Source organism: Longimicrobium sp. (assembly GCF_036388275.1).
Taxonomy (GTDB): domain Bacteria; phylum Gemmatimonadota; class Gemmatimonadetes; order Longimicrobiales; family Longimicrobiaceae; genus Longimicrobium.
The window spans coordinates 171,627-185,553 of the sequence record NZ_DASVSF010000011.1 but is presented as its reverse complement, the minus strand read 5'-3'; the positions used below and the strand labels follow the sequence as shown (position 1 = coordinate 185,553).

The window sequence follows — 13,927 nt, the reverse complement described above, 5'->3', positions numbered from 1 at the left end:
TATGCTTGATGCGTGTTGAGGACGCGTCCCGCCCCACGCACAGCAACGATCAGCGGCTCCGCGCTGCCGCGCCGCGCGGCGGCGGCCTCGGCCGCCTGTGGGTGATGCGGATGGTGCTTTCGAGAGCGACGGCAATTGCGCGGGCGCCGTGGGCCTCCGCGAGGCGGAGGAGCTGGTGAAGGTTGTTGAGCACGCGCTTGAGTTCGTGGAGCAGCGCGTGGGCACCCCGGCGCTGGGTAACGGGCGGCCGCTTGGCCGCGAGCGCGGCTTCGCGCACGTAGCGCAGCGGCAGGACGCCGCGGGCGCGCGCGGCCTGCTCGATGTGGCGCCACTCTTTGGGCGCCCAGACGGTCGGCTTCCCGATGGTACGACGGGACGGCATGATGCGGGATGTCGTCGGTGTCCTCGAGCGCAGCGAGCGAAGTTAGGCGCCTTCCCCGCGTTGCTGGCCCCGGAAGTTTCGGGCGCTGCAATTTCGGCCCGAAGGCAGGTACCGTGACCTCCGCCGAAGGGTTCTCGTCACGGCCACGCCCAACGAGGGCGATTGGGTTGTACTCGGAACGATAGAGCCGGTGATCGAAAGAATTCGCTTGTAAAGTGTCTGCCGCGTCCTTATGTTGATGGCTGCTGCGTACGTCCGAGTACATCGGCTACCAGAGTTGTCGGTATCTCTCAGCCAGACCGTCGCTCGGCCATGGCTACGTAACGGGTGTCGTTTGGGCCGCCACTAGGTCAGGTGAGCTCCCGAGTGACGCTTGGTCCTGAAAACAGACGTCTCAGATGCGGCGTACTAACGATCCTGTCGATTCTGTGGGGTATCTCGCGTCGGTCATCCCTCGTAACCGACTCAACTACTTGGTGAGTTTATGTGAGGAGACGCTCCGGCAAGTGCCCGGGAATGTCCTTGAAGTGGGCGTATATCGTGGCGGATCGCTTGTGTGTCTCGCGGATGTGGTAAGCCGTGTCTCTCCTGAACACTGTGTGTTTGGAGTCGATACTTTTACAGGTCACCCTTATACCGACGGACACCCCATTCATCCAATCGGCAAATACGCAGACATCGAGGTAGATACGCTGATAAGGAGCCTCACGGCACGTGGGCTTGATCGATGGATAAAATTGATTCGAGGGCGTGTCGAACACGTTCTTGATCCTGATTCTATTCGCCCTCTTTCGTTTGTGCACGTTGACTGCGATTTGTATTCGCCCGTGCTCTACTGTGCACGAGAGTTGCCTTCCCGGATCCAGCGAGGCGGTATTATCTATTTCGATGACTACGGACACGAGCACTGTCCAGGCGCGACGGCGGCTGTCAGAGAAATGTTTGCGACAGCCCAGGTGACTGAGGTGTATATGCAAGAGGACGAGACTTGTTGGTCTTGCTTCATTCGAGTATGACTCCACCATCCAAGGTGTAAATCTTCTGTGCTTGCAACTGTGACTCATCAAACATCACATGAACGTGAACCCTCTCCACTGACTGTGCATTGGTGAAACCCCTGTTGGAACTCTCGGGCATTCGGAAGAGTTACACCGCAGTTTGGGGCGGTGTAACAGAAGCGCTTTCGGATATTAATTTAAGTGTCGGGACTCGAGAAATTTTGACTATCGTTGGACCCTCAGGGTCTGGGAAATCGACGCTGCTTCGCTTACTTGCCGGACTTGAGGAGCCTACATCTGGGAGTGTTAGGACGCCCGGTCACTCCGGCGTGCTCCGCGTCGGATTCGTGTTTCAGAGCAACACTGTTTTCCCATGGCGCACAGTTCAAGGGAATCTGACGTTTCCGCTGGAACTCCGCCGTGTGCCGCTCAAACAGCGCAAGGACCGGGCGAGAGAAATTTGTCAACTGGTGCAACTAGACCCCGAGCGTTTCTTGCTAAAGTACCCCAAGGAACTCTCTGGAGGCGAGTCGCGACGGGTTGGGATTGGAATGGCTTTAGTTAATGATTCAGAACTACTTCTTCTGGACGAACCGACGTCGCAGCTAGATGAGTTTACAAAACAGAAGCTTCAAGGGGTTATCTACGACGTTTCCCAATCGCAGAAACTCACTGTGGTTTTGGTCACGCATGATATTTCCGAAGCAGTGTTGTTTGGAACGCGCATCCTGCTACTTTGGCGTGGGAGAGTACTTGACACGATTCCGGTGAATCTACCCCATCCTCGCACAGATCAACTAACGAGTAGTGCCGAGTTCGCGCGTTGTCGAGCGGAGGTTCTAGCGCGTTTTCAGTTAGCCGAGCAGGGGGAAAAGTGAGAGGGTACTCGCGCCACGTGACTTGGCTGGAACGCTTGGCCCCTTTTGTTCTCGTTATCACAATATGGCAGATGGCGGCCGCATTTCGTGCAGATCCGGGAGTCTTACCCTCCCCCCTGCATGTCCTCTTGCATTCGTTTCCAGAACTCGCCTTGTTTGGTGGTGCGTCTGATCCGAATCCTGCAGGTGCGTTCGCAGTCCTAGGGCTGAATCTCACCATAACGATCATCCGAGTTGTTATCAGCTTAGGTGTGGGCTCAGTCGCAGGATTTCTACTGGGCTTGAGTCTCCACTGTTTTTCTGCTGCAGCAAGCGGCAATGCATTCGTGTTGACCCTCCTTCGCAGTGTACCTTTATTCGCTTTGATTCCTCTGTTTGTTTTTTGGTTCCCCAACCGCGAAGTGGGAATCTTCATCTACATCACGCTAGCCGTGCTTCTGGTGGTCGCAACGAACTGCTATGAGGCCGTGAACAACATTCCACCATCATTCCGGGAGTCCGCAACTCTCCTCGGTGCAGGTCGGCTGACTATCCTGCGCAAGGTCCATGCACCAGCTGTGCTGCCGGAACTCAGAGGTAGTATGCGAGCCGTATCGGGGCTGGTGTGGGCGTTCGCGCTCGGTGCTGAATACCTCTCTAGCCAGTCCGGAATCGGCTTCTTGGTTTACCAGTCGTACCTCTACTCAGACATGGGGAAGCTAGTCCTCTTTGGAATGGTATATGGAATTATGGGTCTGCTGTCGATCAAAGCCGTAGATACGACCATCCGTAGGGTGACGCGCTGGCAACCCACCTACTAGAGGAGGATCGCATGAGAATGTTTCGACTGCCGGTAAAGGTGTTGTTGGTTATCGGATCGCTCCTACCAGCGGCGGCGTGTGAAACTAAACCGGGCGACGCAAGGGGGGCGGATTCTACCGGGGTGATTTTGCAGTCGCCGCCGACGCCAGTACGGTTTGGAATGCTACCCTACGGCGATCACACATACGCGATAATCGGTGCGAAGCTAGGATGGTTTGAAGATGTGGGCATTGCGCTGGATCACCGTTTGATCAAGGTCGAGGAGATCATACCGTCCCTTCGACAAGGCACACTTGATGTTGTGTCAACCCCGCCAGGTATTCTTTTCGCGGCGCACGATAATGCGCCGAACCTAGTTAGCTTTGTCTTTGGGGATCTGTTTCAAGGTTACGCAATCATGGCGCAACCAAATGACAACGTGCGGAGCTATTCTGACTTTGTCGCTGAAGGGATGGCTCCCGATGCAGCTATCCGGGCCACTGTTCAGCAGATGAGAGGAAAGCGCTTTGCGTATCCAACTGAGGCCGCGATTCAGCCTTTTATTGATTTGGTACTTGAGAAAGGCGGGCTCTCTCGCACGGATATTCGTGCTGCGGTATTGGACGACCCGCTCACGGTGAACGAAATGCGAAAGAGGCGGGCTGATTTCCAAGTAGGTGGGGTTCCATCGCGGCTTGTGCTCCAGCGGGAGGGATTCAGGCCCATTCTATCATCGGTCGATCTTGCCCGCGGGGCTGCTCCTACCCCCAATTCTCCTGAACTGACCAGTATTCTCCAGAATGGATGGGCAGCTTCGAAGAACTATTACGATCGGAATCGAGTAACTATTCTGCGCTTGGCTTCGGTAAACTACCGAATTATGAAGTTCATCAACGACTACCCGGACAGCGCGATCGCTCTGCACATGCCTTACCTGAGTGAGGTATCGGGGCAACAGTTCGGTCCTGAGGAGGGCCGTATCATCTACCAGGATTTAGACCCATTCGTCACTTTTGAAAACCAACGTGAGTGGTTCCACAACCCACGCAATCCGTTATACTACGCCAATCTCAACGGGAGCATTCTCAATAGTTTCATCGCGCAAGGAATCTTTCGTAACCCTGCCCCTGCCGTTGAAACTGTCATTTACGCAGATGATGTGTACCGTGAACTAGAGCGACTGAAAGGCAGCGCTGACAGTATCTTCCGAGTTCTCAACCGCGGCACCACCAATTCGAGCCGCAGGCTGATCAGCGAAGCGCGTCGTCAATACGGGTTCTACAACTACTTCGATGCGGAGCGGTTAGCGCGGCAAGTATTGGCGTCCCGCGGGACCCGACCCTAACTGACTCGTTTGTACATGCTAAGGGGAGCGAGATGAGAACTGGTGCGCAGATCCATTTGCGGAATTCCAGCCACAAACCCGAGAAGCTGCTCTGGCTCATCAAGCAGGGGGTGCCTGTTGTACTATTATTCTGCCTTTGGCAATTTGCGTCGTTCGTTCTTGGCACTGATCGACTGCCGAATCTTCATGGGACGATAGCATTGCTCGTGGAGAGTGCATTCGTGGATCCGCTTATCTCTGCCCAAGAAGGAACGTCGCGTGGTTTTGTCCCGCATGTGTTAGCTACGACCAGAACGATAGGTGTCGGCTTATTTGTGGGCTGCGTCACCGGACTCAGCGGCATAGTGGCATTGACCGTCTTCCCTCGGTTGCGCAAGCTTGTCGAACCGATCTTGGAGTTTGCTCGCATTCTCCCGCCGCTCCTGTTGATTCCCGTCACCCTTGTGCTGGTGAGGAATCCCTCTCAAATGCCAGTCTTGGTCGTCGCGGGATACACTGGCATGATCTTGCTCGTCTATGGACTCAGCGCGTTGCGAAATGTACCTGAAACGTACCTACAGCTCGGATCTTTATTGGGTGCAAGCCCTACATCGAATGCGCTAAAGGTGCAGCTTCCGGCCATCGTTCCTGAATTAGTCGGGGGGGTGCGAGTAGCGGCAGCGCTGGGAATTGGAATCTCCGTTGTTGCGGAGTATCTTGCTGCACCAGAAGGGATCGGACGCGTGATGAAATACGCGCTTTCATACTCTAGTGTGAGCCTGATCGTTGTCGGGATCGTCTGGACGATCCTGCTCGCACTCACGACGGACACGATCTTAGTGCTTCTCACTGCGCGCCTTCTTCGCTGGACAACCCGTCGTTCGCCGTGGCTACTCACGACAGGAACGACCCTATTCCGAACAAGAGCGACCTGACGCACCGAGCCAGCCGACGAGCAGACGGCGGGAGCACCTGAAGACCACCAGGATACTAAAAATGGCGAGACTCCAAACGGTGCGCGAAAGGCGGGCGGAGGCACAGGGCAGGCCAGAGAACGAAAAGTTGTCGCGTGTGCTAGTTTAGGATTGTGCTTCCACATGATACCCAGGCGTACGATGACTACTTCACCGCCGACTGTAATCGTGCTGAGCGATCTTCATCTCGGGGCTGGGCCGCTTGACGATTTTGATGCGGTAATTGAGGAGCATTTCTGTACATTCTTGAGTGAGCTTTCTTCGTCTGACCAACCGACTGAACTGGTTATCAACGGAGATTTCATCGATTTTGTACAAGCACCACCCTCCGAAGGACACGAGCTTGAAGCGGAAACCGATAGGGGGATACCTCTTTGTTTCACCGAGGTGCAATCGAACGAAAAGCTTTCTGCGGTCCTCAACGAGCACAAGAAGGCGTTTGTGGCACTTCAGGAATTCGTCGATTCTAATCCGCGGAACCAGTTAACAATTCTTCCGGGTAACCACGACCCGGACTTGTTCTGGCCTAGTATTCAAGATCGAGTGCGGGATGCATGCCTCGGCACTCCCACTGCTGCTGCCCGGGTGCGGTTCCATCTCGGTCAAGTATATCGTCCCACTTCCGCGCCTTCTGCTTGGATTGAGCATGGACATCAGCACGACGAGCTAAATTGCTTCTTCGTAGATGGATCTCCCCACTGGTCTGTGGAGCGGCCTCCCATACTACTCGACGTTACAGGCACGCCGCGCCTGCTCGAATGTGCCGGAACGCGCTTCCTCATTCGGTATCTGAATGGATTAGATCATCGTTTTCACTTCGTTGACAACGTGAAGCCGTTCAGGAGCTTTGTGCAGGCGCTCGCAATGTCTCCGTATAACTGGTACGCTGGACCCATCCGTCTGATAGCAGAGGTTTGGAGATTCAGACGGTATGTCTATGCAACGGCGCTGGACCACCCGTCCGATCTACTGGCTGCTGGGGAGTCGTACGGTTGGCTAGATCGAGAAGCGGCCGATGCTTTACGGCGGCGGATCGGGCAGCTTCCTCCTGATGCCATGGATGATTTCGGTGCCGCTCTTATAAGGGCCGGGATCAACCTGCGGAGTTCGGTCACTGTCTTCCTAGCTCAAGATGCGAACGCGATCGTCGCTCTGAATGCGATAGCCGAGCACCCGTCCGAGTTCGACGATTCCTTCGGGATCGGACGTGCTCAGTATCATCCGAACAGCATCCAAAAGCGACAACCTCAACTGGAGGATAAGCCAGGGACGCTTGGGATTGGTAAGCGAATCGTGAGGAGTGAATCTGAGACGCTGATTCGTGCTGCTCGCGAGGCACTGCAGACACCGGGAGTCGAGTGCGTTCTGATGGGGCATACACACGAGTGGGTTACACCCTCCCATGAGATTGCCTATGCAAACACGGGGTGCTGGATTCGCTATTTACGGTTGGACGAGTTCACAAACTTTACTTGGAGAGATCTCGAAATGCCGTATTGGCGTTATCCATTTCGATTGTTGTTCGCGAGGATAGGACTTTGCCCGAAGGCAGCCATGGAGATGCGTGTTTATGCTGAGGGCGGAGGTGACCAATGAGGCGGCGGCTACGGAAACCTGTATGGTTTCGACTCGCTCACGGGTGGGCGGATCACCCGGATCACCTAAAAGTCACGTGGGGGTTCGACACTTGGCCGGAGGAGCAATACTACGTGGTCTCCCAAGCCAGCTTACTGAAGGCGGGAACTGCTGTTCGGGATGCTTTAGGTGCCCTCGTTCAGAATGCATTAGATGCGTCAAAGAACGGATTGACTCCCTTCAGTGACGAACGGGAGCTTGGTAAATTACTTGGGAAGCTAGTGGATGCCGGGCAGAGCCTCTACACAGCATTTTTTACACCTGAGCCGCTCGATATCTCAACTAATCAAGACCCCGGAGGCGGGAATGCTCGGGCTGCTGAAGAGTGGTTCCGCACTGAAGTAGACAGGGAAAGAGGAGGGCAGGTGCGTGTGCATTTCCGCGTTCCAACCGCACTAACGGTGCCTTTTGGGTTGATGTATTCGGTGGGTAGACTTTCAAAAATTCCCGTGAGCGGCGCATTCACTTTCGACGAGTTACAAGATTTTTGGTGCATCAAGTTTTTGGCGTATACCACGTATGCGCATAGCAAACCCTTTTTCAACGACCTTACCCTTTCTCGTGCGAAGACAAAGCTCTTTGCCGTATTTCACGACCAAGAGCGCACAAATGCCGAGTACGAAACTGGCCTCCAGTGGATCGCCTCGTTACCGTTCTACACGTCACCGGATGAATTCAGCACCGCGTTGAAGATCACCAACGGCTGCACAAGAATCCTCTACTTCTACTGTCACGCTAGCGGCAATACGCTTTCTTTAAAAGCGAACACCACAGATTATAACTTATCCGCAGACCGCTTCAGAGCGCAGGTATTTGCGGAATCGCGAGGTCGTAAGGCAAAAGTGTACACGATTCTCAATGGATGCTCAACTGCCACTTCTCACGACTCTAACGCGGGAGGTCTTGAGGATGAGGCATCCTGGCTTCATGTCACAGCACAAGAGCCGCTACGCGGATTCATCGGTACTGAGACGGGCGTTCCGAACCTGTTCGCTTGGCGGTTCGGTCTTGCTCTTCTTCGACAGCTTCTCCGGGGCGTTCCATTGGACGAAGCCATGCTAGAACTTCGCCGGGCACACTGGCCACTGAGCCTTCTCTACAGCCTTTATTGTTACCCCGAGCTTCGCCTGCAGAGCTCCACGACTGACATCTTTCCTGATTTCCCGGAAGGGAACTTCTCTAAACTTCCAGTCGGCGTTGAGCTACTATGATGCGACACCGAGAACTCACTGCGTGGCCGGCCGTCCCATATCGGGGCCTGGCGTCGTATCGGCGCGCTGATGAGCCGATCTTCGCTGGGCGTGAGCGTGACACGCGCGCCTGTATCGACATCTTGGACAATGACAGAGTTCGTGTGTTTGTCTTGCATGGTTCATCAGGAGTTGGGAAATCGTCGTTTTTGCGCGCGGCACTTTTCCCGATGTTAGAACGGGTGGGGTTCGGCACCAGAGTTCCTGCGATCACACCCCAACCCGGAATCAAGGCCGAAGTACATCCGCAAGAGGATTCCCTCATCGTCCGTGCAGGAGCGCGCCCACTCTCCGCATTGGCTGACGCACTCTATAGTTTCGTCCGCCAAATCCAGCGGGATTGGGCGAACCACCCTGGCGGAGCTCCGAATCCAGACGTCGTCCTTGAGGCGCGGGGACCTGAAGACTTTCGAAATGGGGCGGGTCGTGATCCTGACCGATTCGTTCGCTCATTGAATCGGGTGTTAGCAGTGATCCCCTATCCGCTGTTCCTAGCAGTTGACCAAAGTGAGGAGTTGTTCACTTCTGGTGACCGTTTCGCCAATCAGGAGGGTGCGGCGGAGTATTTCGCATTCCTGCACCGGTTCACCAGAACTCGGATGGACGCACGGCTATGCATCTCCATGCGAACGGAGTACAAGGGCGTTTTTGACGATGAACTCACGCGATCTCATGTAGACAGCACGAAAATTCCAGGCTACTTCCTAGCGCCACTAACCCGACGAGGGGTTATCGAAGCTATCCGGCGACCCACATTGAAGTCGCGTTTGCATGCCCCGCACCTTCGAAAGCTCGGGACTCCTTTCGAACAATACGGGTTCCAGTACAGTGCCGGTCTCGTTGAAACGATCGCCGCCGAACTTCACGAAAACCCGGGACCCGGTGGTTTGCTGCCGTCTCTCCAGGTGCTCTGCCAGCGACTGCTTCGATACACTCGTGATCTCTACAAAGAGGATCGCACATGGATCATTAACGAGGCAGATTATCGGGATCTTGGGGGCACCCACTCGTTATTGGACGGCCAGATTGAAGACGCGTTGCGTACTGCGGCTACCGAAGCTCGCCTCCCGGCGAGTCAGCTCGGAAGTCAAATGGATTGTTGGCGCTCTTTGCTGCACGAAATGGTAGCGACGGAAGATGACGGCCGAGTCACGAGCGCACGATGGTCGAATGCACAGTTCAAGCGTCGAGCAGCCGAGGTTGGATGTACAAGAGTAGATACAGTCCGTAGATCTCTATCGAAACCGGAGTGGTCCGTCCTACGCGTCGACCATTCACCAACAGCGCCTTTGCGCAACAGCGCAGGGTCGTGGGCGCTCGGTCACGACTCTATTGGCCTTTCCCTCATCCGTTGGAATGCGGAGCAAAGCGCCCTTACTGCTGAAAGGCACGTCCGTGATGGGAGCCATGTCTTGCGTGCAGCTGCGTATACACTCAACGATTTGTTCTCCAAGACAGATACTCCTAATTGGACGCAAGTGGATTCCTTTGATGATTTCATGTGGGATCACCAACTCCCCTTCTTTGCTGACCACATGGGCTTCCTTAACCGTCTCGGTTTTGACATTAAGCTATTGGCAGAGCCGGCCGGCTTGGACGATGCAGCGAACGAGTACACACTCGCGGAACGCATTCAGAGATTAGTGCGTTTGACACATGAGCCTAGTCGGATCAAAGCCGCGTCGCTGCCGCGCGAGTTAGCCCGTGAAGATGGCTGGCAAGCATTCGTAATCTGGAACCTCTACGACGGTTATGCGATCATCGGAAGGGATCGTAACCTTGCGCCTGTTCGGTCGTTCCCCCTGGTGCAGCAGTGGTCGCAATTACAGCGGATTGTAAACCAACTCCACTGCGCACGGGTTGATGCCTATGAGGAAGTCAGTGTGAAATTTCTCCGGTTAGTCAGCGCGCTTGTAGATGGTACCTATGATCCCAAGACATGTTTTCCTCAAGATACGACACTTGAGGTACACCCGCCGGACGTAAGGAACCGCGCAAGAGATGTCATGTATGAACGTCTCACCGCAGGCATGGCAGACTTCGTGATTGGGCCGGCGCCAACTCGGGCGCTCGCGTTTCGTGGCGGTTACCCGGTGTTACTCGATGCTCGAGACCTCCGCGTATTGATCAATGAGCGCTATAAGGATGATCCCGAAGTGGCAGTTGCTTGGCAGAAGGCGCTTGCGACGCTCTTCATGCACAATACATGGCAAGCACATCTTCCGAATGGATTAACTGGAAACCAGCGTTCACGCGTCTTGCGACTAGCTTCCGTTGCTTATTTCACCACACAGTATGTACGTGAGTCCTATGAAGAATTTGTCTCGTTTGCTCATCAGCGGGTCCTCGGCTCGCGGCGACTTGGCGCGAGGTTGGGCGCGTTGCCGCTCGATCGCGTATCTATCCGTAACGCAGCGACTGCTTCGTACTCCCTCGAGCACTTCGAGGAGCATGGGGCGAGGTATTATGATACTAGTTCTTTGTCCTATTATCGGGAAAATGACAACGGAGATGCGGGCTTCGCAGCGATGGTCTATCGTGAACTGCTCGAACTTCGCTGTGCATTTCATGCTCTACACAAAAAACTTGATCACCTTGCGTCTTCGGGAGGGGCCGCAAGAACCGGTGCGGTTCTACAAACGATCAATGAACTGCGGGAACGTGCTTGGCGGCACTATCGGATCTTCAATTTCTTCGACGCTCACCGTTTGCTAGCCGAGGCAGTGAACCATCTGTTGTAGGCGTGTGGGGGACACAGTGATGCCAGCCATCTGGTCGACTCATCCTGCAGCAGGTGTCCGAATAGGTGTCCAAACTGCCGGGCACGGCCCCGCAGCGGGGGAAGGGAACGTTGGCAGATCGCGCGTCCTGTCTGGGTTTTTGTGACAGCCTGCGGTGTTCCAGTCCCCCCGGGAGCCGCCTGATAGCGTGAGGTCGGCCGTTCGAATCGGCCCAGGCCCATAGGACAGAGATGCCGCTGCAAGCACTTAGCTTGCGGCGGCTTTCTCGTTTGCGGCGGACAGCGACCATCCCAGTGTCGGATCCGGGTCAGCGCCAAGGGTTCAGGTGATGCCTCCGGGCTCATCGCCCGCGCACGTGGACGTGCTGACCACCGCGCCGTCGCGCATCGCCCACCGATGTTTCTCGCCTACGCACACTGCCGCCTCTGAAGCCTTGGGACCGGACAACAACGAGCAAGCGGGTGCCTGGCAGGACCGGGGTGCCCGCTTCGACATCTTGCCACCCGCGACATTTACGGCGTTAGGCGGATGTGGCTGACCACCCGCGCCTCGGCCCTGGCGCGGTCCAGGGGAATGAGCCAGAGGCGCCCTTCGCGCCAGAGCGGGTTCTGGTCGCGGTAGTGGTCCGAGAGGGGGTTGCCGCTCTGCCCGGTGGGGATCACGAATCCGCCGGACCCGTCCACGTCGGCCATGTCGACCACGTGGCGCTGGCTGGCGCCGTACGCGTTCCGGAACGGCGGCTGGCGGCTGCCGTATCCGCTGACGTTCACCGTGTGGAACGAGCCGCGGTTGGGGAACGGGCCGATGTTGAGGTTCAACGCGCGGTCCAGCACGTCGACGATACCCAGCGGGTGGTCGATCGACGTCTGGTGAAGGTCGCCCCAGCGCTGCTCGCCCACCCGCTGCACCGCCGTTCTCATCGCCGTGGCGGAGAGCTCGTCGAGCGTCTCCGTCGCCGGCGTCGTCACGTCGTCTACCCACGGGCTCGTGCCGCGCTCCAGGATCCGCTCCATCGTGGCGCGGGGAAAGTACATGCTGCGCCCCCGGAACTCGTCGTGCCCCACGCGGGTGCGCAGCTCCTCGAACCAGGTGTAGAATAGCGCCGCGGCGCGTGAGTCCACTCGTGCCTCGCCGTTCCACGCCCGCAGCTCGCGCGCGGCCTCGGCGAGGCCGGCGCGCTCCGCCGCCTGGACGGCGCGGGGCAGGTGGCGCAGGGCGAAGGCATCGGTAACGTCCATCTGCTGGCGGAGCACGTCCGCCGCGGTTAGCCCGCGCCCGGCTTCCACCATCTGGCGGATCCGCATCGCCCGGTACGGCTCCGCCCAGTGGGTGGTGATGTGGAACGGGTAGTTCGCGCCGGCCTGCCGGTTGTTGGCGGTGACCACGAACCCGTCCGCCGGGTCCAGCACGTGGGGGTGCTCGTCGAACTCCAAAAAGCGCACCCACTCGCCCTCGTCCGTCCACGCGGGCACGGGAAGCACGCCGTCGCCGCCGCGGCGCACCGGGACGCGCCCGCCCATCCAGTAGCCGATCCGCCCCTCCACGTCGGCGAAGACCACGTTCTGGTGCGGGTTGTTGAACCCCCGCAACGCCTGGACGAACTCGTCCGCCGAGCGCGCGCGGTTCATCCCCAGCAGGGCGGTGATCTCGGTGGAGGGCTCGTACGCGGTCCACCGCATGGACATCACGCGGTTCCCGCCACGCTCGTCCACGTCGGAGAGCACGGGGCCGTGGCGGGTGCCGCGGACCTGGTGCACCACCGAGTCGCCGCCCTTCACGCGGATCACCTCGCGGCGGACGGTGAACCGCGCCCACCCCTCCGGCGTGCGGTAGCGGGTGGCATCGGCGGAATCCACCTGCTCGACGTAGAAGTCCACGTCGTCCACCATGGCGTTGGTGTAGCCCCACGCCACGCGGTCGTTGTGGCCGGCGATCACGACGGGAACGCCGGGAAGCGTCATCCCGGTGACGTTGAAGCCGCCGCCGTGCAGGGCCGCCAGGTACCAGATGGCGGGCGCCCGCAGCGTCAGGTGCATGTCGTTGGCCAGGATGGGCTTGCCCGAGCGCGTGCGCGAGCCGCCGATCACCCAGGAGTTGGAGGCGTGCGCCGCGGCCACGCCTTCCAGCAGGTGAAGGGCGAGCGGCGGGGCTTCGACGCGGGGAACGGGTCCGGAGACGCGCGGGGCGGGGGCGGGAGCCGCCGCGGGGACCGCGCCGCCCTTGCCCCGCCACTGCGCGTCCGCGCCCACAATGGTGAGCCCCGAGTCGGGGTAGAAGGGCATCAGCTCGCGCCCCAGCGCCTCGCCCACGCGGTCGATCGCCTGCTGCACGGAAAGCCCCACCTCCCAGTCCGCCAGGTCCCACGCCATGATCTTGGCGATCGACATGCTGTTGCGGACGGTCCACGGCTCTGGGTCGAATCGCAGCGTTACGAACTCCGGCGGCAGGGGGCCGGGATGGTTGCCGATCCACGCGTTCACCCCGTCCGCGTAGGCCTGCATCAGCCGGCGCTGCTCCGGCGTCAGCCGCCGCACGCTCTCCTCCGCCGAGTGCCCCATCCCCACGGTGCGCAGGAACTTGTCGGTATCCAACAGCTGCTCACCGAGGATCTCGGCCAGGCGCCCGTCGGCCACGCGGCGGAACATCTCCATCTGGAACAGCCGGTCCTGCGCGTGCACGTAGCCCATCGCGCGGAACAGGTCCGCGTCCGTCTTCGCCCACACGTGGGGCACGCCCAGCGAGTCGCGCCACACCTCCACCGGCTGCTCCAGCCCGGCCAGCCGGGCGTCTCCGCCAGGGGACGCCGAACGCCCCAGCCACCAGCGGCCTCCCGCCGCCACGCACACGACGACCACCACCAGCCCCAGGACCACGTAGGCGAGCTTCTTCAGCATGGAGGAATTTCGGACGCTGGACGGGACGGGGGAGACGGCGGAGGACGGGAGAGAATGCGACGGCGGCGGCG

10 protein-coding genes are annotated in these 13,927 nt (G+C 58.3%); 8 read left to right on the top strand and 2 right to left on the bottom strand.

The window, feature by feature from the left end:
- Positions 1-49: 49 nt before the first annotated feature.
- Positions 50-382 carry a plasmid mobilization protein gene (locus VF632_RS04735; protein ID WP_331021705.1) on the bottom strand — a complete coding sequence of 111 codons (333 nt, stop codon included), beginning with the start codon at positions 380-382 and terminating at the stop codon, positions 50-52.
- A 398-nt stretch (positions 383-780) separates the two neighbouring features.
- Here VF632_RS04735 and VF632_RS28210 point away from each other — a divergent pair, with 398 nt between their 5' ends.
- From VF632_RS28210 to VF632_RS04700, 8 genes are all read left to right on the top strand, one after another.
- Positions 781-1,398 carry a TylF/MycF/NovP-related O-methyltransferase gene (locus VF632_RS28210; protein ID WP_414682882.1) on the top strand — a complete coding sequence of 206 codons (618 nt, stop codon included), beginning with the start codon at positions 781-783 and terminating at the stop codon, positions 1,396-1,398.
- A gap of 92 nt (positions 1,399-1,490) precedes the next feature.
- Positions 1,491-2,258 carry an ABC transporter ATP-binding protein gene (locus tag VF632_RS04730; protein ID WP_331021704.1) on the top strand — a complete coding sequence of 256 codons (768 nt, stop codon included), beginning with the start codon at positions 1,491-1,493 and terminating at the stop codon, positions 2,256-2,258.
- Between the two features lie 17 nt (positions 2,259-2,275).
- Complete coding sequence (locus VF632_RS04725) at positions 2,276-3,058, top strand: ABC transporter permease (RefSeq protein ID WP_331021703.1); 783 nt, start codon at positions 2,276-2,278, stop codon at positions 3,056-3,058.
- Positions 3,059-3,069: 11 nt separating this feature from the next.
- A complete protein-coding gene (locus VF632_RS04720; protein WP_331021702.1) occupies positions 3,070-4,383 on the top strand; it encodes an ABC transporter substrate-binding protein in 1,314 nt (437 codons plus the stop codon).
- Positions 4,384-4,415: 32 nt separating this feature from the next.
- On the top strand, positions 4,416-5,297 hold the full coding sequence (locus VF632_RS04715; RefSeq protein ID WP_331021701.1) for an ABC transporter permease: 882 nt from the start codon (positions 4,416-4,418) through the stop codon (positions 5,295-5,297).
- Positions 5,298-5,504: 207 nt separating this feature from the next.
- On the top strand, positions 5,505-6,932 hold the full coding sequence (locus VF632_RS04710; RefSeq protein ID WP_331021700.1) for a hypothetical protein: 1,428 nt from the start codon (positions 5,505-5,507) through the stop codon (positions 6,930-6,932).
- 113 nt (positions 6,933-7,045) lie between these two features.
- On the top strand, positions 7,046-8,182 hold the full coding sequence (locus VF632_RS04705; protein WP_331021699.1) for a hypothetical protein: 1,137 nt from the start codon (positions 7,046-7,048) through the stop codon (positions 8,180-8,182).
- Entirely contained in the window at positions 8,179-10,962 is a 2,784-nt protein-coding gene (locus VF632_RS04700; RefSeq protein WP_331021698.1) for a hypothetical protein, read from the top strand. Before VF632_RS04705 ends, VF632_RS04700 begins: the two co-directional genes overlap by 4 nt.
- Positions 10,963-11,474: 512 nt before the next feature.
- On the opposite strand, the gene VF632_RS04695 is transcribed toward VF632_RS04700, so the two are convergent.
- Positions 11,475-13,856 carry a penicillin acylase family protein gene (locus VF632_RS04695; RefSeq protein WP_331021697.1) on the bottom strand — a complete coding sequence of 794 codons (2,382 nt, stop codon included), beginning with the start codon at positions 13,854-13,856 and terminating at the stop codon, positions 11,475-11,477.
- Positions 13,857-13,927 lie beyond the last annotated feature (71 nt).

Excerpts from the sequence above, each read along its gene's own strand:
- VF632_RS28210 (WP_414682882.1), top strand. The coding sequence starts at position 781 with ATGCGGCGTACTAACGATCCTGTCGATTCTGTGGGGTATCTCGCGTCG.
- VF632_RS04700 (WP_331021698.1), top strand. The coding sequence starts at position 8,179 with ATGATGCGACACCGAGAACTCACTGCGTGGCCGGCCGTCCCATATCGG.
- VF632_RS04715 (WP_331021701.1), top strand. The coding sequence starts at position 4,416 with ATGAGAACTGGTGCGCAGATCCATTTGCGGAATTCCAGCCACAAACCC.
- VF632_RS04720 (WP_331021702.1), top strand. The coding sequence starts at position 3,070 with ATGAGAATGTTTCGACTGCCGGTAAAGGTGTTGTTGGTTATCGGATCG.
- VF632_RS04695 (WP_331021697.1), bottom strand. The coding sequence starts at position 13,856 with ATGCTGAAGAAGCTCGCCTACGTGGTCCTGGGGCTGGTGGTGGTCGTC.
- VF632_RS04735 (WP_331021705.1), bottom strand. The coding sequence starts at position 382 with ATGCCGTCCCGTCGTACCATCGGGAAGCCGACCGTCTGGGCGCCCAAA.